16 protein-coding genes are annotated in these 19,644 nt (G+C 65.1%); 8 read left to right on the top strand and 8 right to left on the bottom strand.

Going from position 1 to position 19,644, the window contains the following annotated elements; all coding sequences use genetic code 11:
* Positions 1-236: 236 nt before the first annotated feature.
* The 3 genes from ACQ4V8_RS16180 (at position 237) to purT (ending at position 3,777) form a co-directional block, all read left to right on the top strand.
* Entirely contained in the window at positions 237-1,817 is a 1,581-nt protein-coding gene (locus tag ACQ4V8_RS16180) for a methyl-accepting chemotaxis protein (protein WP_436571834.1), read from the top strand.
* Between the two features lie 88 nt (positions 1,818-1,905).
* Entirely contained in the window at positions 1,906-2,442 is a 537-nt protein-coding gene (locus ACQ4V8_RS16175) for a CPBP family glutamic-type intramembrane protease (RefSeq protein ID WP_010398089.1), read from the top strand.
* A 105-nt stretch (positions 2,443-2,547) separates the two neighbouring features.
* Positions 2,548-3,777, top strand: a complete 1,230-nt coding sequence (gene purT, locus ACQ4V8_RS16170; protein WP_070347372.1) for a formate-dependent phosphoribosylglycinamide formyltransferase — start codon at positions 2,548-2,550, stop codon at positions 3,775-3,777.
* Positions 3,778-3,810: 33 nt separating this feature from the next.
* Here purT and ACQ4V8_RS16165 read toward each other — a convergent pair whose 3' ends face one another.
* From ACQ4V8_RS16165 to ACQ4V8_RS16140, 6 genes are read right to left on the bottom strand one after another with little or no spacing between them, the layout of a single operon-like run.
* Positions 3,811-4,566, bottom strand: a complete 756-nt coding sequence (locus tag ACQ4V8_RS16165) for a hypothetical protein (protein ID WP_010398093.1) — start codon at positions 4,564-4,566, stop codon at positions 3,811-3,813.
* The gene (locus tag ACQ4V8_RS16160; protein ID WP_436571833.1) at positions 4,563-5,939 is read right to left on the bottom strand and encodes a glycosyltransferase; all 1,377 of its coding nucleotides are present in this window, start codon (positions 5,937-5,939) and stop codon (positions 4,563-4,565) included. Before ACQ4V8_RS16160 ends, ACQ4V8_RS16165 begins: the two co-directional genes overlap by 4 nt.
* On the bottom strand, positions 5,933-6,820 hold the full coding sequence (locus ACQ4V8_RS16155; protein WP_436571832.1) for a hydrolase 1, exosortase A system-associated: 888 nt from the start codon (positions 6,818-6,820) through the stop codon (positions 5,933-5,935). The genes ACQ4V8_RS16160 and ACQ4V8_RS16155 overlap by 7 nt, the downstream gene beginning before the upstream one ends.
* Positions 6,817-7,692, bottom strand: a complete 876-nt coding sequence (locus ACQ4V8_RS16150; RefSeq protein WP_436571831.1) for a hydrolase 2, exosortase A system-associated — start codon at positions 7,690-7,692, stop codon at positions 6,817-6,819. The genes ACQ4V8_RS16155 and ACQ4V8_RS16150 overlap by 4 nt, the downstream gene beginning before the upstream one ends.
* Entirely contained in the window at positions 7,689-7,934 is a 246-nt protein-coding gene (locus tag ACQ4V8_RS16145) for an acyl carrier protein (RefSeq protein WP_010398099.1), read from the bottom strand. The genes ACQ4V8_RS16150 and ACQ4V8_RS16145 overlap by 4 nt, the downstream gene beginning before the upstream one ends.
* Positions 7,913-8,683 (bottom strand): GNAT family N-acetyltransferase, encoded by a 771-nt coding sequence (locus ACQ4V8_RS16140; protein WP_436571830.1) that lies wholly within the window; start codon positions 8,681-8,683, stop codon positions 7,913-7,915. The genes ACQ4V8_RS16145 and ACQ4V8_RS16140 overlap by 22 nt, the downstream gene beginning before the upstream one ends.
* 186 nt (positions 8,684-8,869) lie before the next feature.
* Here ACQ4V8_RS16140 and ACQ4V8_RS16135 point away from each other — a divergent pair, with 186 nt between their 5' ends.
* From ACQ4V8_RS16135 to ACQ4V8_RS16125, 3 genes are all read left to right on the top strand, one after another.
* Entirely contained in the window at positions 8,870-10,471 is a 1,602-nt protein-coding gene (locus ACQ4V8_RS16135) for an acyl-CoA ligase (AMP-forming), exosortase A system-associated (RefSeq protein ID WP_436571829.1), read from the top strand.
* Positions 10,472-10,572: 101 nt separating this feature from the next.
* Positions 10,573-11,796, top strand: a complete 1,224-nt coding sequence (locus ACQ4V8_RS16130) for a pyridoxal-dependent decarboxylase, exosortase A system-associated (protein ID WP_010398107.1) — start codon at positions 10,573-10,575, stop codon at positions 11,794-11,796.
* Positions 11,793-13,769 carry an asparagine synthetase B family protein gene (locus tag ACQ4V8_RS16125; protein ID WP_436571828.1) on the top strand — a complete coding sequence of 659 codons (1,977 nt, stop codon included), beginning with the start codon at positions 11,793-11,795 and terminating at the stop codon, positions 13,767-13,769. Before ACQ4V8_RS16130 ends, ACQ4V8_RS16125 begins: the two co-directional genes overlap by 4 nt.
* Here the strand turns inward: ACQ4V8_RS16125 and ACQ4V8_RS16120 are convergent.
* The gene (locus tag ACQ4V8_RS16120) at positions 13,678-14,613 is read right to left on the bottom strand and encodes a polysaccharide deacetylase family protein (RefSeq protein ID WP_436571827.1); all 936 of its coding nucleotides are present in this window, start codon (positions 14,611-14,613) and stop codon (positions 13,678-13,680) included. The two genes, ACQ4V8_RS16125 and ACQ4V8_RS16120, sit on opposite strands and share 92 nt — an antisense overlap.
* Positions 14,610-15,908 carry a putative O-glycosylation ligase, exosortase A system-associated gene (locus ACQ4V8_RS16115; protein WP_436571826.1) on the bottom strand — a complete coding sequence of 433 codons (1,299 nt, stop codon included), beginning with the start codon at positions 15,906-15,908 and terminating at the stop codon, positions 14,610-14,612. The genes ACQ4V8_RS16120 and ACQ4V8_RS16115 overlap by 4 nt, the downstream gene beginning before the upstream one ends.
* Positions 15,909-16,057: 149 nt before the next feature.
* On the opposite strand from ACQ4V8_RS16115, the gene ACQ4V8_RS16110 reads away from it, so the two are divergent.
* On the top strand, positions 16,058-18,142 hold the full coding sequence (locus ACQ4V8_RS16110; protein WP_436571825.1) for a glycosyltransferase: 2,085 nt from the start codon (positions 16,058-16,060) through the stop codon (positions 18,140-18,142).
* A gap of 15 nt (positions 18,143-18,157) precedes the next feature.
* Positions 18,158-19,627: a lipopolysaccharide biosynthesis protein gene (locus ACQ4V8_RS16105; RefSeq protein ID WP_436571824.1), complete on the top strand. Its 1,470-nt coding sequence runs from the start codon at positions 18,158-18,160 to the stop codon at positions 19,625-19,627.
* Positions 19,628-19,644 lie beyond the last annotated feature (17 nt).

Raw genomic sequence — 19,644 nt, 5'->3', positions numbered from 1 at the left:
CGCCGTTACTTGCCTCAAAGCATTAATTTTGCGCTTCGCTTATAATTTAGGCCGCTTTTGTATGGCGTGGGGCGTCTCCCGCGCGCCCACATTGTCCGAAATTAAAAACTGACTGCCCAAAAAACGCCAGTTAGCGAGCCGTTCTGCGCCATGCAGGACAGGCAACACGACGGCGAGCAGATCGCTTGCTCTAGCGAAACCGGCAATAAACAACTTTATACAGGACAAGAACAACAATGATGTCATTCAATCGTTTGACGATAGGCGTGCGCCTAAGCGCAGGCTTTGGGCTGCTGGTTTTACTCATGCTGGTGCTCGCTACCTTCGCTTTGCTGCGCATCGCTGCCATCTCTGGCGCCATGGACGCGCAAGATAAAGTCCAACTGGAAAAGCTCGACCCGCTGTACGTGGCGCGCGAAGCACTCGACCAGACGGGCCTGGCCGCCCGCAATGCGTATATTTTTTCTGACCAGGCTGCCGCAGAAAAAGAGCTGGCCATCCTCGACAGTCAGAAGGCGCTGTACCTGGAGGCGCTGGCCCGACTGGCGCCGCAATTTGCCGGCGATCCCCAATTCGAGAAAGTCAGCACGGGCCTGAAAAGCATGGCGCAGGAACTGCAGCGTCCGCGCCAGTTCCGCACGGCGGGACAGATGGCACAGTATGGCGCCTTCCTCGTCGATGAGTGCAGCCCCTTGCGGCGCAAGATCGTCGCCGACATCGATACCATGCTGAAAAGCGTGCAGCGCGAATCGGAGCAGGCCAACCTGGCCGCGCGCGCCATCTACGGCCAGTCGCTGCGCTGGATTGGTGTGCTCGCTGCGCTCAGCGTGCTCATTTGCATTGCGGTCGCCACCGTCATCACGCGCGGCTTGCTGCGCCAGTTGGGCGGCGAACCGGCGTATGCAGCCGCTATCGCCGGACGCATCGCGCTGGGCGAACTGGCCATCGACGTGCACACGCGCCACGGTGACGACAGCAGCTTGCTGTTTGCCATCAAGACCATGCGCGACAACCTGGCCTCCATCGTCGGCAAGGTGCGCCTGGGTACGGAAAGCATCGCCACGGCCTCGACCGAGATCGCTTCAGGCAACCGGGATTTGTCGCAGCGCACTGAGCAGCAAGCCGGCTCGCTGGAAGAAGTGGCGTCGTCGATGGAAGAACTGATTTCCACCGTGCGCCAGAATGCGGACAACGCGCAGGAGGCGAACCGCCTGGCGCGCGAAGCATCAACCGTGTCGGAGCAAGGTGGCAAGGCCGTGGCCGAAGTGGTGCACACCATGGGCCTGATCAATGCATCGTCGAACAAGATCGTCGACATCATCGGCGTGATCGACAGCATTGCCTTCCAGACCAATATCCTGGCCCTGAATGCAGCCGTGGAAGCGGCGCGCGCCGGTGAGCAGGGACGCGGTTTCGCCGTGGTCGCCACCGAGGTGCGCAACCTGGCACAGAGGTCCAGCGCCGCCGCGCGCGAAATCAAGTCCCTGATCGACGATTCCGTCAGCAAGGTGGGCACGGGCACGCTGCTCGTCGAGCAGGCGGGCGCCACCATGCATGAGGTAGTGGCCGGCATTGGCAGGGTGACGGGCATCATGGCCGAGATCAGCCGCGCCACGCAGGAGCAGGGCACCGGCATCGAACAAGTCAACCGCGCCATCGTCGACATGGACCGCGTCACCCAGCAAAACGCGGCCCTGGTGGAGCAGGCCGCCGCTGCCGCGCAAGAACTACAGGAGCAGGCGGCGCAGCTGGAACAGGAAGTGGGCATCTTCAAACTGGCCCAGTCGGCCAACGCTCCCCTGCGCCTGACGGCTTGACGGCCTGAGGCGGTTGGCGCACCAGAACGGCGCGCCAACAGCGATATTGCGCGCTACAATGAGTGCTGGATCACCTTCAGGACTTCTCATGCAAGTGCGCAGCAGCCATGATCTATCGAGCGCGGACGACGACAAAGCAGCGCCGCCCGTGCTGCAGCTAGCCCTTGCCGGCCTGTGCTGGGGCTTACTTACCTGCGTGCTGTGCTTTGCCATCCTGTTCCTCTCCAAATGGCTATTGCCGCCCGAATACTGGGGTGCGCAAACCGACTTGGCCAAGTTCAAGCGCGAAATGTCCTTGCCCCTGCTGGTGTTCTGGGTCGTCATCTATTCGCCCATCCTGGAAACCTTCCTCGGCCAGCTGCTGCCGCTGGAAATACTCAAGCGCCTGGGCGCCGGCCGCCATCTGAGCATCGTCATCGGCGCCATGCTGTGGAGCATTGTGCATTACATCAGCGGCGGCTTGCTGCATGCCATCGTCGCTCTGGGCTCGGGTGCCATGTTCAGTTTTGTCTACCTGCGCTACCGCGCTCCCTGCGTGGCTGTCGCTTACGCGACGACGACATTTTCCCGCGCTTGCACCAATATTGCCATCCTCATCGCCGTATTCTATGGCCTTGAAGCTTGAAGCTTGAAGCTTGAAGCTTGAGCGAGCACGGCACCCGCGCCCTGTCCAAGAGGGCCGGCATTTGTTATAGTCCCAGCCATCTTTCCAACGCCACCTGACCCTGCCATGACCTCAAACAATAGCAGCACCATCGCGCCGCGCACCTTCGGCACGCCCCTGTCTTCCACCGCCATCAAAGTCATGCTGCTGGGCTCGGGCGAACTGGGCAAGGAAGTGATCATTTCGCTGCAGCGCCTGGGCGTGGAAGTGATCGCCGTCGACCGCTATCCGAACGCACCGGGCCACCCCGTGGCGCACCGCTCGCACGTGATCGACATGAGCGACGGCGTGGCGCTCGCTGCCCTGATTGACCTGGAAAAGCCCGATTTGATCGTGCCGGAAATCGAAGCCATCGCCACCGACACCCTGGCGGCGCTGGAAGCGGCGGGCCAGATCACCTGTATCCCGAACGCGCGCGCGGCCGTGCTGACGATGAACCGCGAAGGCATTCGCACGCTGGCGGCCGAAACGCTGGGCGTGGCGACCTCGCCATATCGCTTCGCCAGCAGCATGCAAGAGTTGCAGCTGGCGTGCCAGGAAATCGGCTTCCCCTGCGTCGTCAAACCCGTGATGTCGTCGTCGGGCAAGGGCCAGTCCAGGCTCGATAGCGCCGCCGATGTGGAAACGGCGTGGGCATATGCGGCCAGCGGTGGCCGGGTCGATACGGGCCGCGTGATCGTCGAGGGCTTCATCGACTTCGATTATGAAATCACGCTGCTGACCGTGCGCGCCGTGGGCGCTGCGGGACACATTGAAACGCAGTTTTGCGAGCCGATCGGCCACTTGCAGGTGCAGGGCGACTACGTGGAATCGTGGCAGCCGGCGCGCATGGCGCCGCTGGCCCTTGAGCGTTCGCGCGAGATCGCCCGCAAGGTGACGGACAACCTGGGCGGCCTGGGCCTGTTTGGCGTGGAGCTGTTCGTCAAGGGCGACATGGTGTGGTTCTCGGAAGTGAGCCCCCGGCCACACGACACCGGCATGGTCACCATGGCCAGCCAGGTGCAGAGCGAGTTCGAACTGCACGCGAAAGCCATCCTGGGCTTGCCCGTCAATGTGGCGCTGCGCTCGCCCGCCGCCTCGGCCGTCATCTATGGCCAGCTGGAAGCGAAAGGCATCGGCTTCGAAGGCGTGGCCGACGCCTTGAGCGTGCCGGGCGCTGACTTGCGCCTGTTCGGCAAGCCCGAATCGTTCGCCCGGCGCCGCATGGGCGTGGCGCTGGCCACGGCCGACGATACCGACACGGCCCGCGCACGCGCCGTGCTGGCCGCGTCGAAAGTCAAACCGGTGCTGCGCTGATGCCAGACGCCAGCCTGGCTGCGCGGTTCGCCGTTATTCCCCGCCAGGCTGCTCGACCGGCGGCACGGCTGGCGGCATGAGCGGTGGCCTTGCCGCTTCTGCCGCTTTTGTTGTCTCTGCTGCTTCTACCGCTTCTGCCACTGGCACCGCTTTCTGCGTTTCAATGATGGCGGGCGGTGCTTCGCGCCATTTTCCTGCCGCTTTCAGCTTGTTCTTCAGTCCCGGCAGCGGAAAACCCAGCGCATAGGCCTTTTGTGCATGCGCGTTGGCCTTCTCGTACTCCTTCTTTTTGACATACATCAAGCCCAGGTTGTACTGGATGGTGGCTTGTTCCGGCGCCAGGCGGCCGGCCGCATCGAGCTGCTCTAGCGCCGCCGCATCCTGGCCCGTGGCCAGCAGGTAGTTGCCGTACACCATGCGCGCCGTCACGTCGTGCGGCGCGAAGCCGATTGCCCGTTCGAAAAAGCAGCTGACCGTATAGCGAGCGCCCGCTGGCTGCGCGCTTTTCAGGCGCAAGCCCAGCTTGGCCATCGAGGCTAGCGCCCGGTGGTGGTTCGGGAAGTGTTCCAAGGTGTAGCTGATATCGGCGCCGAGGCTGCCCGTCATGCCTTGCGTGAGCGTTTCCACGGCGCGCGAGAAATGGAAGTTCTCGACTACGGGCAGACCGGCACGGTCTTCCGCGCTCGTGTAGTCGCCGCCCGGCGTATGCTTGACGTAGGGTGGGCAAACGGCAGCGCCGGCATGGACGCAGCAGGCGGCGAGGGTGCAGGCAAATAAGCGATGCTTCATGCGGGTCTCCTGTGGCTGATCTGGTCCAACAAATTGGCCAGGGCCTCGCTGCGGGCTTGCCGTGATTGCTGGGCGATGGCGGTGGCGCTGGCCAGCGGGGCGCGGCCTTGGCGCGCCAGTGCCAGGAAGCGCAGCAGCGCGCGCGCGCAGTCGGCGCTGGAAGCGAGCTGGCCGATGGTGTCGATGCCGCAGTGGCGCAGCTTGGCCGCGCTGTCGCCAGCGAGGTCGGTCAGCGCCAGGATAGGCCGGCGGCAGCGCAGGTATTCATACAGCTTGGCGGGAATTTGCGCATTGCAGTTGGCTGCCTGCAGCAGCAGCAAGCCGTCGGCGGCCAGCATTTCTCGCAGCGCCGCGCCATGCGACTGCAAAGGTTCCAGGCGCACCAGGTCTGGGATGCGGTATGTCTCGAGCAGGCTGGCCAGCCATGCGTCGTGGCCCGTGGCGCGCAGCACCAGCTGAAAATTGCTCGCATGCAGCACGCCGTCGTGGCGCAACTTGGCCAAGGCCTCGAACAGGGCTTGCGGATCGCGCTCGGATGGATAAATCACGCCGCTGTGCAGCAGCAGGAAGCGTGCATGGTCGCTGCGCTGGCTATGCTGGCTGGGCGGCACCTCCAGTGGCGTGGCCTCTGCGCCTTCGTCATCATCATCATCGTGGCCGTTTTCGATCAGGCTGAAGCGTTCGCGCCGCAGCTGTGGCAGGCGCCGCTGGTGTGCCTCGATGGCGCCCGGCGTGGTGCAGACGATGGCCGCACTGCGCGCCGCGATGCGCTGCTCTATCCAGGCATGCATGCGGTACAGGCGCGCGTCGGGCGGATACGGTGCCAGCGGGTCGCTGTCATCGAGCATGGGGTCGCGCTGGTCGGCTATCCATGGCAGGCCGCTGAGTTTTTGCAGGGTCATCGCGATCAGGTGCGCCGTGGCGATCGGGTACGTCGACCAGATGGCGTCGGGGCGGTATTGCCGTATCATCCGCAGGCCGGCCGGCACGGCGCTCAGCCACCAGGAACTCCAGCGGTCGGGCAGCGCCAGGCAGCGCGGATAGCGCCCGGCGATGGCCAGGTGGCGCGCCGCGTCGAGCGCCAGGGTGCGCCGCACGGTGGCTTGCGTGCCGATCTGCGCCAGCTGCGCATCTAGCTGGGTATCGAGCTTTGTTTTGAGCTTTGTCTTGAGCTTTGTCTTGAGCTGTGTCTTGAGCTGTCTATCGCTGCGCTGCGCGTACGCGAGCGGTGCGGGACTGAGTATCAGCGGCTGCCAGCCGTAGCCGGGCAAATGGCGCGCAAAGCCCAGGGTGCGCAAAATGCCGCTGCCACCCGCCAGCGGCGGAAAGTGGTAGGCCACCATCAGCAGCCGTTTTGGCGCAATCTCTACCATGACTGCAGCCATCGTGCGCACAGCTGCTCGACTTCGCCGCGCCAGGCGGCGCTGGCGAAGGTGTGGTTGGCGCCATGCACCTGCGCCTGCGTCCATTGCGCGCGCGCGGTGACGGCGCGCCAGGCAGCATCGCTATCGAGCAAGGCTTGCCACTCGCGCGCGCCGAGGTCGTCGCCACTGAGGATCAGCAGCATCTTGCCCGGAAATTGCGCCAACGCCCGCAGCAAGGCAGGCGCGGGCGCATCGTTTTCCTGTGTTGCCGGTCCCTGCATGGCGGCAGCCACCTGCCGCAGCGACGCCAGGCTGGCGCCCAGCTGCAGTCCACCGCCGGCCAGCTTGCGCCAGAACGCGCCTTGCAGCAAGCGTGGCAGATAATAATGGCGCAGCGTGGCGCGCGCCAGGCTGCCGCTGCTGCGTACCCACGGATTGAGCAGGATCAGGGCGCTGATGCGCGGGTCATCTGGCGCATAGCAGGCGGCGGCCGTGGCGCCATCGCACAAGCCCCACAGCACCACTTCGCGCAAGGATGGCACGGCGTCGAAGAATTGCGTGAGTGCGCCACCGATATCGGGGCTGGCGGCGCGATAATCGCGCGCGCTGCCCTCGCTGTCGCCCATGCCGCGCAGGTCGAAGCGCAACACGGGCCAGCCTTGCGCGGCCAGCGCCCGGGCCAGCAAGACGAACTGACGGTGGCTGCCCACCCGGTATTGGGGCCCGCCCGTGACGATCAATATGCCGCGTGGGCCTGGTGCGGCGGGCAGGCTGAGGATGCCGACCATGCGCGCTTGCGCCTCGGTCTCAGTCTCTGCATCCCTGGCGGCGCTGCGAAAGCGCAGCGCCAGTTGGTACACGGTGGGCCTGGCGACCTGGTCGCGTTTCATGGCGTCATCCATGGCGCGTCGAGCCAGTCGCAGCAAAGTTTTCGCGTCGCGTCCAGCAATTGCGGACAAGCGAGCAGCTCGCCGCTGTGCCAGAACGGGCCATCGCCGAAGCTGGCCACGTGCACGGCTGCACCTTGTTCGCGCCACTGCTGCGCCAGCGCCGGCGATGGCAACGATGGCAGCATTGGCGTACAGGCCTGCTGCGGCGCCTGATACTCGAGCCAGTAGACGGGCACCGTGGGCAGCAGCGCCGCTGCGCTGACGCCATCGATGGCCAGCGCCAGCGCTGGTGCCAGCAGGTAGCCGGCCACTTCCACCGATGCACCGTTCTCCAGTGCGGCGCGCGCTTGGCCCGGCGCTTCGCGCGTGCCGCCGGCCAGCATGCTGCTTGCCAGGCGCATGCGCAGGAAGCGGTCGATGCTGCGCCGTCCATCGAGTTCGGGCTGCCATAGCAGCAAACGCGCCAGTGGCAGCGGCGCGCGGCTGGCAAAATCGAGTGCCAGTAGGGCGCCCAGGCGCAAACCCCACACGGTCAAGGGGCCTTCGACGCGCTGCGCCAGCCAGGCGCAAGCCAGGTGCAAGTCGTTGTGCCAGATGTCCCAGCGCGCCTCTTCGAATTCGCCGTCGCTGTCGCCGCAGCCAAACAGGTCGATGTGCAGCACGCAGTAGCCGGCGGCTGCAAAGACGCGCGCCTGGGCGGCACTCACGTGGCGGCTTTTATTGAGTTCTTCGGCAAACGGATGCACGTAGACGATGGCGCCGCGCGCTCGGCGGCCCGGTGGCGGCAGGTGCAGCAGGCAGTAGCGCTGGCCGCCGCTGGCGGGCAGGAAGAAAGGCTGCAGCGCCAGCGTGTCGAGGGCGGCGCTGCTCATGCTCGTAGCTGTGCAAACACAAAATCGTGCAAGGTGCCCACGGTGGCGAAGTGGCGCGCGTGAATATCGTCGTCGGCCACGCTGATGCTGAAATGCTCTTCCAGCGCGGCGATCACGCCGATCACGGCCATCGAGTCGAGTTCCGGCACGCTGCCCAGCAGCGGCGTGTGCGCTTCCAACGCGCGCCCGTTCAAGCCCAGCGTGCGATCAAGGATGTGCTTTACTGCTTCAAGATGCGACATGTGAGCTCCAGGGAAGGGTAGTGCGGCAGGCTGCTGGTATCGAAGTCCAGGCAGACAAGATCGTCGGGGCGGCGCGACAGGTGCAGATAGGGCGGCAGACTGGCGGCCATCCATTGCCAGCGGCCGCAGCGAAGAAAGGTGGCCGTGCCCAGCGCGTGCATGCCCAGGCGCGCATGGGCGCCCAGCGAGGCGCGGTTGAAACGCGAAATACGGCTGCACGACCAGCGCACGCCCTGCGCATACAGCACGGCATTGGCTTCTTCCCACAGGCGGGCAAAGACCAGGCCGCCCCGTTGTGCGGGATGCACCCAAACGTCCAGGTCCCAGGACGACTGGCTGGAGGCCAGCGCATAGCGGGCGCGCACCTCGTCTTCCCGGTAGCCGTGGCGCAGCAGCCAGATCCAGCCAGCCATGTCTGCCTTGCTGGTCTCTGCCTGCCTGCGCGCCACCAGGCATTGCGCACCCTGGCGGTAGCGTTCGCTTAGCGCACCGGGTCGGCGTTCGGGACCGGACAGCAAATCGGCCTGCGTCAGGCAGGGCGTGACTGTGATCGACTGGCCGCGCCCAAGGCACAGCGAGCCGGGTGCCACGGCTTGTGCCACGAACTGGTAGCGATGCAGCGCGCAGCGCCCGCCTGGCACCATCGCCAGCAGGCGCGCCAGGGCTAGCCAGCTGCTGTCGCACCAGCCCAGTTGGCGAAAGCTGGCCGCAAGCCGTTGTAACCGTGGAAAACGCGTGAAGCTAATCATGGCGATCAAGGATGGGGCGGCTATGCAGCCAACGCTGTCCATTAGAGCGCAGCGGCGAGCGGCGGTTTTGCGCCGCCTCAAGCTGTGTTGTTGAAACTGTTAACTGATCAAAATCAAGACCGCTGTGGCCGTTTGTCTGAATCATAGGGGAATGCATGGCGATCATGGCAACCCGGGGGCGAGACGATGGCGACACTCATACACGAGCTGATCTTCGACGCGGCGCAGCGCGCGCCCCACGCGCCAGCGTTGTCCTGGCAGGGCGAGGAAATGTCTTATGCCGCGCTGGCGCAAGCCGTGCGCGAGGCGTCCAGCAACTTGCTGACCCTGGGCTTGCAGCGTGGCGCGCGAGTGGCCGTGTACCTGGAAAAACGCCCGGAAAACGTCAGCGCCATGTTTGGCGCGGCGGCCGCCGGTGCTGTGTTCGTGCCCGTCAATCCCTTGCTCAAGCCGGAACAGGTGGCGTACATCCTGGCCGACTGCAACGTGACCATCCTTGTCACTTCGCGCGAACGCCTGGCGCAGCTGGGTCCCGCGCTGGCCGCCTGCCCGGACTTGCAGACGGTGCTGCTGACGGGGGAACCGCGGCCGCAAACCAGCCTTGGCCGCGTGCGGCTGCTGGCGTGGCGTGGCGTCGCCGCCGGCGCATCTACACCCACCCCCCTGCGCCACGCCGTGATCGATACGGACATGGCCGCCATCTTGTACACATCGGGCAGCACCGGGCGCCCGAAAGGCGTGGTGCTGTCGCATCGGAACATGCTGGCCGGCGCGCTTAGCGTCGTCAGTTATTTGCGCAACACGCCGCAGGACCGGATTTTGTGCGTCCTGCCGCTCAGTTTCGACTACGGCTTGAGCCAGCTGACGACGGCGTTTGCCAGCGGCGCCTGCGCCGTGCTGATGAATTACCTGCTGCAGCGCGATATCGTCGAAGCCGTGGAGCAGGAAGCCATCACGGGCCTGGCCGCCGTGCCACCGCTGTGGTTACAGCTATCGCAGCTGAGCTGGCCCCTTTCCACGACGCTGCGCTACATCACCAATTCGGGCGGCGTGATGCCCAGAGCCACGCTAGAGCGCTTGCGCCAGTCGCTGCCGCGCACGCAGCTCTACCTGATGTATGGCTTGACGGAAGCGTTCCGCTCCACCTATCTGGCGCCGGAACAGCTGGAGCGGCGCCCCGATTCCATCGGGCAAGCGATCCCCAACGCGGAAGTGCTGGTGCTGCGCCCCGATGGCAGCGTCTGCGAAGACGACGAGCCGGGCGAACTGGTGCACCGTGGCGCGCTGGTGGCGCTCGGCTACTGGAACGATGCGGCGCGCACGGCCGAGCGCTTCAAGCCCCTGGCGCCGCGGGCGAGCGGGCTGGTGTTGCCGGAACTGGCCGTCTGGTCGGGCGACACCGTGCGCCGCGATGCCGAAGGTTACCTGTATTTTGTCGGTCGCAGCGATGACATGATCAAGACGTCCGGCTACCGGGTCAGTCCGGCCGAGATCGAAGAGGTCGTGTATGCGAGCGGGCTGGTAGGCGAGGCGGCCGCGCTGGGCCTGCCCCATGCCGCACTGGGCCAGGCCATCGCCTTGCTCGTCACTCCTGCGCAGGGCATGGAATTGCTGCGCGACAGCGTGCTGGCCGCCTGCCGCGCGCGACTGCCCAGCTATATGGTGCCGCTGTGGGTGGAAATTCGCGACGGCGCGCTGCCGCGCAATCCGAATGGCAAGATCGACCGTCCATTGCTGGCCAGGGAACTGGCGCGCGTCTATGCGGTCCAATCAGGAGATGGCGCATGAAGGACTCGATCCGCCCAAACAGCACGGGTGTGCTCTCGGATGTTCCCTTGAATTTTTCTTTGCTTGCGCCCCCGAATGCGCCTGTGCACGTGCCTTCTCATATGCCTTCGCATGCGCCCTTGGGCCAGTTTGCCGTGCAAGGCGACATGCTGGAGCTTGGCGGCGTGTCTTTGCGCCGGCTGGCGCAGAGGGTCGGCAGCACACCATTCTACGCGTATGAACGTGCGCATATCACGCGCCGCGTGAGCGCACTGCGCGCCGCCTTGCCTGCTGGTGTGCATGTGCATTACGCCATGAAGGCCAATCCCATGCCGGCCGTGGTGCAATGTCTGGCAGGCTTGGTCGATGGCATCGATGTGGCCTCGGGCGGCGAACTGGCGACGGCGCTCGATACGCCGATGGCGCCGCACTGCATCAGTTTTGCGGGGCCGGGCAAGCGCGATGGCGAACTGGCGCAGGCCGTGGCCGCCGGCGTGCTGATCAATGTGGAATCGGGCGCGCAGGTGGAGAGGGTGGCGCTGGCCAGTGAACGGCTGGGTGTGACGGCCAGGGTGGCCGTGCGCGTGAACCCCGATTTCGCCCTGCGTCGCACGGGCATGCGCATGGGCGGGGGCGCGCAACCGTTTGGCGTTGATGCGGCGCTGGTGCCAGCGCTACTGGGCCGCATCGGCCAAATGGGACTCGATTTTCATGGCTTGCATCTGTATGCGGGTTCGCAAAACCTGTCGGCGGCGGCGCTGGTCGAAGCGCAGGCTCTGAGCGTGCAACTGGCTTTGCAACTGGCCGACAGCGCACCAGCGCCCTTGCGCACCTTAAATATCGGCGGCGGCTTCGGCGTGCCATATTTTCCCGGCGACCAGGCACTGGAACTGGCGCCCGTGGCGCAAGGCTTGCAGCGGCAACTCGCCATCCTGGCCCGGGCGGCGCCCGGCGCGCGCCTGAATCTGGAGCTGGGCCGCTACCTGGTGGCCGAGGCAGGCATTTATGTGTGCACGGTGCTCGAGCGCAAAGTGTCGCATGGACAGGTATTTCTCGTCACCGATGGCGGCTTGCACCATCATTTGGCCGCGTCCGGTAATTTTGGCCAGCTGATACGCAAGAATTATCCGGTCGCCATCGGCAACCGCCTGCAAGGCGGAGCGCGCGAAGTGGCGTCCGTCGTGGGACCGTTGTGCACGCCGCTGGACTTGCTGGCTGACCAGATGGAAATGGCGCGCGCCCAGGAGGGCGACCTGGTGGTGGTGTTCCAGTCGGGCGCGTATGGCTTGACGGCCAGCCCGACCGCCTTTCTCGGCCATCCGCTGCCGGCCGAGGTGCTGGTATGAGCGGCCTGTGCGGTTGGCTGGCGGCGGCTGGCGCTGCAGCGAGCGGCGCTATAGCGAGCGGGGCGGCGGGCGGCGCATCGGGCGTTGCCGTGGCCGATGCCAGTAGCGCCGCGCTGCAGAACATGGCAGCGCCGCTGTCGCGTTTCGATGGCGCGCCCCTGGCCATCAGCGTCAGCGATGTGGGCGGCGTGGCCGTCGCCGCCATCGATGGCAGCGGCCATGTGCACCAGCAAGATGGCTTGCAAGTAGCCATCTGGGGCCGGCCCGTGCTCGACGGTTCGGCCGAGGACGTGGCGAGCCGCTTGGCCTGTCTCTGGCTGAGCCGGGGCGTGGCCGCTTGCACCAGCCTGTCGGGGCCATTCGCGCTGGCCATCCTCGACGCCGTTTCTGGCCAGCTCTTGCTGGCCGTGGACCGCGCCGGCATGCATCCGCTCAGCTATGCAAGCAATGCGCAGGGCCTGTTCTTTGCCACCTCGATGGACGCCTTGCTGGCCCATCCGTCGGTGCGTGGCGTGCTCGACCCACAAGCCCTGTATCACTATCTGTATTTCCACATGGTGCCAGGTCCGGCCACCGCTTACCTAGGCCAGCAGCGCTTGCTGCCGGGCGAATACCTACTGATGCGCGGCGGCAAGCAATGCAAGGGCAGTTACTGGCAGCTGGTCTTCCAGGAACCAGGCGCGCGCCGCGCGCGTGCCAGCTTTGCCGCCAACAAGCAGGAGTTGCTGCGCTTGCTGCGCCTGGCCGTCGAAAGCAGCCTGGGCCCCGATAGCAGCAACACGGGAGCGTTTCTGAGCGGCGGCACAGATAGTTCCACGCTGGCCGCCATCATGGGGCAAGTGACGGGTCGGCCCGCGCGCACCTATTCCATCGGTTTTGATGTCCCCGGCTATGACGAAATGGCCTATGCGCGCCTGGCCGCCAGCCACGCCGGTAGCATCCACCACGAGCGCTACGTGACGCCAAGCGACGTGCTGGCAGCGATTCCCGCCATGGCGGCCATTTTCGACCAGCCTTTCGGCAATGCCTCGGCGATTCCCGCTTACTATTGCGCGCAGATGGCACGCGAGGACGGCGTCACGCGTTTGCTGGGCGGCGATGGCGGCGACGAATTGTTTGGCGGCAATGAGCGCTATGCGCACCAAGCCTTGCTGTCGCAGTACCAGCGCTTGCCCGTCATGCTGCGCCTAGCCATCATCGAACCGCTGCTATTTCGCCAACGCAGGGGCAAGCCGTGGCGGCTGGGCGACAAGGCGCGCAGCTACATCACGCAAGCGAGCCAGTTGCTGCCGGCCAGGCTCGACGGCTATAACTTGCTGCTGCGCCATGGCCACCGCACGGTACTGGAAGAGAGCTTTATCGACAGCATAGACCCGGGCCTGGCGCCCGGCTATGTGAATGGCGCCTATTGGCAGCGGCAAGGCCAGGGCTTGAGCCAGATCAATGAATTGCTGGCGCTGGACATGCGCTTTACGCTGGCCGACAACGACCTGTTCAAGGTGCGCAAGGCTTGCGAGCTGGCCGGCGTAGAAGCCACATTTCCCTTCCTGCACGATGCGATGGTGGCGTTTGCCGCGCGTCTGGCACCGCGCGACAAGCTCGATGGCAGGCAGCTGCGGCCGTTCTTTAAGCGGGCGCTGGCGCAGATATTGCCAGCTGCCATCGTGCGCAAAAAAAAGCACGGCTTCGGCTTGCCTTTCGGCCAGTGGCTGCACAGTCATGCGCCGCTACGCGAATTTGCGTTTGACAACCTGACGCAGCTGCGCGGGCGCGGCATCGTGCGCCCCGTCTTCATCGACGATTTACAAGGGCGCTTGCTGGCCGAACATCCGGCCTATCACGGTACCATGGTATGGCTGCTGCTGATGCTCGAACAGTGGCTCAGCCAGCATCCGGGCGCGCTCGGTGCGCTTGCAGGCGGTTTTGCCGCAAGCGCCACAGAAACGCGAGCCGTCCTCGACCCCACGGCGTAAAGCGCGGCAGTTGCAGCAGGTCCAGCCCCGCGCCGGGACGCGCCACGCCCCAGTCCGTAGCCACGGCCGCCTGGAAACCCAGGCTGTCAAGCATTGCCACGTGCTTCGCGCCATAATCACGTCCGGCCTTGCCGTTCGGATATGCAAACAGGGTGACGGGCGCCTGGATCAAACGTTCCAGCTGGCGCTTGCCGTTGGCGATGTCCAGCCGCGCGGCACGCTCGGGCAGGGTAGACAAAATCGGGTGACTCGCCGTGTGCGCGCCCAGGCCCATGCCGGCCGCGTGTAACTGGCGCAACTGCGCCGTGCTGAGCATGGCGGGCGGAGCGGAGCCGGTGCCTGCCTGGCGGCGTATCTGCATGGCCAACTGCTGGCGCCGGCCAAACGGCAGATATTTCAGCTGGCCCAGCAAGGTGGCGATGGCCGCTTGCCGCTGCGCCAGGCTGGCGACGGGCAGGCAGTCCAAGCCGATCTCTCGCAAGTCGAGCACGGGCCTGGTCACATGGCGCACCGCCTCGATCACCGTGTCATTCCACATCTGTCCACCGTCCAGGTAGCCGGTGGCGATAAAAAAAGTGGCGTGCAAGCCCAGACGCTGCAGCAGCGGCAGGGCGACTTGCGCATTGTCTGCATAGCCGTCGTCGAAGGTGATGCAGGCAGCGCGCGGCGGCAGGCTGCCATCTTGCAAGCGCTGCACGGCCACGGCCAGCGGCAGCGGCGTATAGAAACGCTGCAACAGGCGCAGTTGGCGCTCGAACAGGCGCGCATCGACTGCACCGGGAAACAGGGGATCTGGCCGTGCCAGCACGCGGTGGTAGATCAAAATGGACAGGCTGGACGTCATGGCTGCTCCGCGATGGAGGCCCGGGCCTTGGCCTTGCCCTGGCTTGTGCCGGGCGTAGTCGCTGTCGCTGGCTGCTCGACGATGATGCGCGTGGCGATCAGGGCTGCCATCAGGTAGTACGGCATGTCAAAATACAGCAGGCTGAGGAAGGCGCCGCCCACGCCAAAGCCGATCAGGCTGGCCTGGCTCATGGTGGCCAGGCCGTGCGCCCAGCGCAGTGCCGGCTGGCCCCGTGTGCGCCCGATAATGGCGGCGGCAGTACGCCAGGTGGCAATGCCCAGCGCCAGGTAAATCAACAAGCCGACGAAGCCGTGTTCGCCCAGCGCCTGGAAGTAGATGCTGTGCGCCGCGTGCACATCCATGGGGTTCGGCGCGTAGCGGGCGAAGATGGCGGCGTCGGAGACATCGAAGCCGCCGCCGAGAAAGCGGTCGCGCGCCAGGTTCCAGGCCATGCGCCAGGCATTCAGGCGGCCCATGGCGGACACGTCATCCTGATACGTGTTGATGGTGTCCATGCGTTCGGCCCAGCGCTCGGGCATGAAGGCCAGCAGCAGCGGCGCGACCGCACCGAGCAGCGCGCCCAGCACCAACTTGCGCTCGCTCTTGACCCACATGAACAGGCTCATGGCGGCAATGGCCAGCAGGGCGCCGCGTGAATACGAGCCCAGCGCAGCCAGTGCCGACAGCAGCATGGCCGCCGACAGGCCGTGGCGCAGCCAGCGTTTATCAGTGTTTTGCTGCAGGTAATACATGAGGGGGATGGTGATGACTAGGGCCAGGGCCAGCGCGTTGTTATCGCCAATAAACGTCTCTTCCGGGCCCCAGACGCGTTCCGTACCGCCGCTGCGGATAGTGAAGAGGCCGCCTTTCACCCCGTAAAAGCCGAGCGAAGCCACCAGCACCCATACGAGACGCACGATGTCGCGCCGCGTGCGTATCACCATCATGATCACAAAGCTCATCAGCATGATCTTCATCACCTTGTTCCACTGCACCCACGACGCTTGCGGCAGCAGGGCGAACAGCGCCGTGACATTCATCCACGCGACGAACAGCAGCAGCAGCACGCTGACGGGCGTGAGCGGCAGGCTTTTCGGCTCGCGCGTTATCAGCAGGCTGAGCATGGTGGCGATGGCGATGATGAAGGCAAACGGCAAGTGGTTGGCAAAGCCCCACGCTTGCGTGTGCGGATTCATCACACTGACCCATACCCACATCAGGCCGCCGATGGCCGGTGACTTCAGGATGAAGGGCAGCGACCCGAGGATGATGATGGTGATCACGATGTCGCGCATGAACGGGGATGCTCCTGGTTTTGCCTGCATGGTACTGATGCCGCTCAACTTGCTGTCGGGCAGGCTCGGTACACTCGATTGACGCGATTGACTCGGTGAATACTTTTCAGTACCCAGTTTTGTCATGCTAAGACCAAGGAGGCATGTCCTTGTTGACCGTTCTCATGGCGACCTACAATGGCGCCGGCACGTTGCCCCAGGTATTGCGCGCCTACATGCGGCTACGCCCGCCTGCAGGCGGCTGGCGCCTGCTCATCGCCGACAATGGCAGCACGGACGGCACGGCGCAGGTGATCGCCGCTTTTCGCGGGTGCTTGCCCTTGAGTTCAATCTATGTGGCGCGGCGCGGCCGCAGTCCCGCCCTGAACGGCGCCGTCGAGCATGCCTTGCGACAGGGCGGCGATGGCAGCGAGCTGTTCGTCTTTGGCGACGACGACGCCATGCCGGCACCCGACTGGCTGTGCCGCTTGCAGCGCTGCGCGCGCGATCACCCGGGCTACGCCCTGTTTGGCGGCGCCATCGTGCCCGCCTGGCGGGAACCTCCGGCGCAATGGCTGCTGCGCCTGACGCCCGTCGGCGTGACATGGGGCATCACCAGCCCCGACCTGCGCGACGCCCCCATCTATCCGGGCCTGGTGTGGGGCGCCAACATGGCGATTCGCCGCCGCATCTTCGAGTCGGGCGCCCGCTATGACGAGAGTATCGGTCCGCAAGGGAACAATTACGCGATGGGCAGCGAAACCCGCCTCAACCTGGAGCTGCATGCGGCCGGCAACCCTTCCTGGTTCTGTCCCCAGGCCCGCGTGGCGCACATCATTCGCGTCGCGCAAGTGCAGCGCGCGTCGATACTGCGCCGTGCCATGCTGTTTGGCCGTGGTCAGTGCCGGCTGGCCACGCTTGGGCCCAGCGTGGAGCTGCTGGGCGTGCCGCGCTGGATGCTGGGCCGATACGTGCGCGATACGCTCGGCGCCGTGCGCGCTTGGCTGCGGCGCGACCACGCCGCGCTGTTCTTGCACCAGTGGGAACGGGCCTGGTTGCGAGGGTTTTTTCATGAAGCATGGCGGGGACGGCGCAAACGCCTGCCGCGCATCGTCATCAGTAGTTATTCGGGCGAGCTGGGCGGCATGGAGCTGCGCCTGGCGCAAGAGGCAAAAGTACTTGCTTCGAGCGGCTATGACAGCGTGCTGGCCCTGCGGCGCTTTCCCGGTTTTCAAGCCTGGGCGCAACACTTGCGCGCCAGCCAGATGCAAGTGCGCGTGTATGAACCGCCGCTATTTCTTGAACACTGGGCGTGGCGCCGTTGGAATTTATTGCGCGCGCGGCTGACGGGGGCTTGGCGGCTGCGGCAGTTGCGGCCTGATTTGGTCCATGTGGCCTTTTGCTGGACCAGTTATGGCGCTTCCATCGTGTGGCTGGCGCGGCAGTGCCGCCTGCCTGCCGTCATCAGCGTGCACAATGCGTTTCCTTTGGAACCGTTCAGTACTTGGCAGCGGCCACTGCTGCAGGAAGCGTTTCGTAGCGTGAAGGGCGTGTATGCCGTCTCTTCCTCCGCCATGCGCCATTTTCTTGATTTGTACCGTGACATGCTGGCGCCGCAGACGCGGCTGGCCGTGATACCGAACGGCGTCGATACGGACACTTTTATTGTCTCGCCGGAACGCAAAGTGCTGGCGCGGCGCCAGCTCGGGCTGCCGCCCGACGCGCTGGTCCTCGGTTGCGTGGCGCGACTGTCGGCGCAAAAGCGTCCGCAAGCGCTGCTGGCCCTGTTCGCCAGCCTGGCCGTGCAATTCCCTCAGTTATATTTAGTGCTGGTAGGCACGGGGCCGCTGGAAGCCATGCTGCGCCTGCAAGTGCAACAGGCGCGATTGCAGGAGCGCGTGGTGTTTGCCGGCTTCCAGCAGCGCGTCGAGTTGTTGATGCCTGCCTTCGACTTGCATGTGCTGCTGAGTAAAAACGAAGGCTTCGGCATTGCCACCATCGAGGCCATGGCCTGCGGCGTGCCGGCTGTGGGCACGGATGTGCCGGGCACCCACGATATCTTGCACGATAGCGCAGGGGGACTGCTGCTGCCGCTCGACGACGAACACGCTGCTTGCGCGCTCGTGGCCAAGCTGCTGATGGACGCGCCCCGGCGCGCGCGCATGGGACGGCTGGCGCGCGAAGAAACCGTGCAGCGCTATTCGATGTCACGCCTGGAACGCCAGTTGCGGCAGTTCTATGCGGGCCTGGTGTAGGCGCGGGCGGCCCGCATGAGCACCACCCGCGCGTCGTTTTCCTTTTCGTTCGCCGAAAGATACACGGCAATGCTGCTGGGCATTATCGCCAGCATGGTGCTGGCGCGCCTGCTGACGCCGGCCGAAGTGGGCGTGTATGCGCTCGCTGCCGTGCTGGTGGCGCTGGCGCAAGTGGTGCGCGATTTTGGCGTGGGACAATACCTGATCCAGGAAAAGCAGCTCGATGCCGTGAAACTGCGGGCCGCGCTGGCGACCAGCTTGCTCGTTGCCTGGCTGCTGGCGAGCCTGGTACTGCTGCTCAGCGCGCCGCTGGCGCGGTGGTATGGCGAACCACGGCTGACCCTGGTGCTGCGCCTGCTGGCCATCAATTTTTTACTGATTCCGTTTAGCGCCTTAACCTTACCCATGTTGCGTCGGCAACTGCGCTTTCGCGCCATCTACGCCATTAATGCCGCCAATAGTGTGGCCAACGTGCTGGTGGCCGTGCTGCTGGCGCTGCAGGGCTACAGTTATATGAGCATGGTGTGGGCGGCGCTGGCCGGTTCTTGCGCCTCGCTGGCATTGAGCTTGCTGGTGCGCCCGCGTGAACTGCCGTGGCTGCCGGGATGGCGCGGCATGGGCGCCATCGCCCGTTTTGGCGCCTATGCGACCGGTGGCAGCCTGGTCGACGAGGCGGGCGTGGCGGCGCCTGACCTCATCATTGGCAAGCTGCTCGGCATTGAAAGCCTGGCCTTGTTCGGCAAGGCGCAAAGCGTACTGAATATTTTTAATCAGGCCATCACCAGTGCCATTTCTCCCGTGGTATTTCCCCTGTTCGCGGCGCGCGCGCGCGGAGAGGGAGGGCAGGGTGGGGCGCAACTCGTGTATCTGCGCACGATCAGCTACATGACAGCGCTGGCCTGGCCCTTCTTTCTCTTTCTCGCCTGCATGGCTTTACCTCTGATCAAGGTCTTGTATGGCACGCAATGGCTAGGATGTGTGCCCTTGATACGCATCATATGTCTGTCGTCGGCCGTGTATAGCATGTTTAGCATGGCCCGCTACCTGTTCGTGGCGACGGGCCAGTTGCAGGCGCAGGTGCGCCTCGATGCCTGCGCTGGCGTCATCAAAGTGGCATTGCTGCTGGCGGCGGCACCGTTCGGTCTGGTAACCGTGGCCTGGGCCGTGGTGCTCAGCAATGTGCTGCGCAGCTGGCTTAATTATCGCTGCCTGCGGCGCTTGAGCGCACTCGACTGGCGCATCCTGGCGCGGACATTGCACAAGAGTTTGCTGCTCTGCGGTCTCAGCGGCATGGCGCCTGTCGCTGCGCTGTTGTGGCTACCCATGGATGCGCCGGCGCTGCTGGCGCTGACGGGCACGGCGCTGCTCACCTTGCTGTGCTGGCTGGGCGCAATTTTTCTGTTGAAACATGAGCTCGCCGGCGAATTACTGTTGTTGCAACGCAAGCTGGCCGACCGCTGGCTGGCCGTCAAATCATCGCACTGAGCTATCAGCGGCGCGGG

It is taken from the genome of Janthinobacterium paucivorans (assembly GCF_051380805.1).
GTDB lineage: Bacteria > Pseudomonadota > Gammaproteobacteria > Burkholderiales > Burkholderiaceae_D > Janthinobacterium > Janthinobacterium lividum_D.
Note: the sequence above shows the minus strand (reverse complement) of the source record. Positions and strands in the feature narration are given on the sequence as shown.

What these genes read in the sequence shown, in the direction of transcription:
- ACQ4V8_RS16115 (WP_436571826.1), bottom strand. Translation starts at nt 15,908, where the DNA reads ATGCGCGACATCGTGATCACCATCATCATCCTCGGGTCGCTGCCCTTC.
- ACQ4V8_RS16125 (WP_436571828.1), top strand. Translation starts at nt 11,793, where the DNA reads ATGAGCGGCCTGTGCGGTTGGCTGGCGGCGGCTGGCGCTGCAGCGAGC.
- ACQ4V8_RS16130 (WP_010398107.1), top strand. Translation starts at nt 10,573, where the DNA reads ATGCCTTCGCATGCGCCCTTGGGCCAGTTTGCCGTGCAAGGCGACATG.
- ACQ4V8_RS16155 (WP_436571832.1), bottom strand. Translation starts at nt 6,820, where the DNA reads ATGAAACGCGACCAGGTCGCCAGGCCCACCGTGTACCAACTGGCGCTG.
- ACQ4V8_RS16120 (WP_436571827.1), bottom strand. Translation starts at nt 14,613, where the DNA reads ATGACGTCCAGCCTGTCCATTTTGATCTACCACCGCGTGCTGGCACGG.
- ACQ4V8_RS16140 (WP_436571830.1), bottom strand. Translation starts at nt 8,683, where the DNA reads ATGATTAGCTTCACGCGTTTTCCACGGTTACAACGGCTTGCGGCCAGC.
- ACQ4V8_RS16180 (WP_436571834.1), top strand. Translation starts at nt 237, where the DNA reads ATGATGTCATTCAATCGTTTGACGATAGGCGTGCGCCTAAGCGCAGGC.
- ACQ4V8_RS16135 (WP_436571829.1), top strand. Translation starts at nt 8,870, where the DNA reads ATGGCGACACTCATACACGAGCTGATCTTCGACGCGGCGCAGCGCGCG.
- ACQ4V8_RS16150 (WP_436571831.1), bottom strand. Translation starts at nt 7,692, where the DNA reads ATGAGCAGCGCCGCCCTCGACACGCTGGCGCTGCAGCCTTTCTTCCTG.
- ACQ4V8_RS16145 (WP_010398099.1), bottom strand. Translation starts at nt 7,934, where the DNA reads ATGTCGCATCTTGAAGCAGTAAAGCACATCCTTGATCGCACGCTGGGC.
- purT (WP_070347372.1), top strand. Translation starts at nt 2,548, where the DNA reads ATGACCTCAAACAATAGCAGCACCATCGCGCCGCGCACCTTCGGCACG.
- ACQ4V8_RS16105 (WP_436571824.1), top strand. Translation starts at nt 18,158, where the DNA reads ATGAGCACCACCCGCGCGTCGTTTTCCTTTTCGTTCGCCGAAAGATAC.
- ACQ4V8_RS16160 (WP_436571833.1), bottom strand. Translation starts at nt 5,939, where the DNA reads ATGGTAGAGATTGCGCCAAAACGGCTGCTGATGGTGGCCTACCACTTT.
- ACQ4V8_RS16165 (WP_010398093.1), bottom strand. Translation starts at nt 4,566, where the DNA reads ATGAAGCATCGCTTATTTGCCTGCACCCTCGCCGCCTGCTGCGTCCAT.
- ACQ4V8_RS16175 (WP_010398089.1), top strand. Translation starts at nt 1,906, where the DNA reads ATGCAAGTGCGCAGCAGCCATGATCTATCGAGCGCGGACGACGACAAA.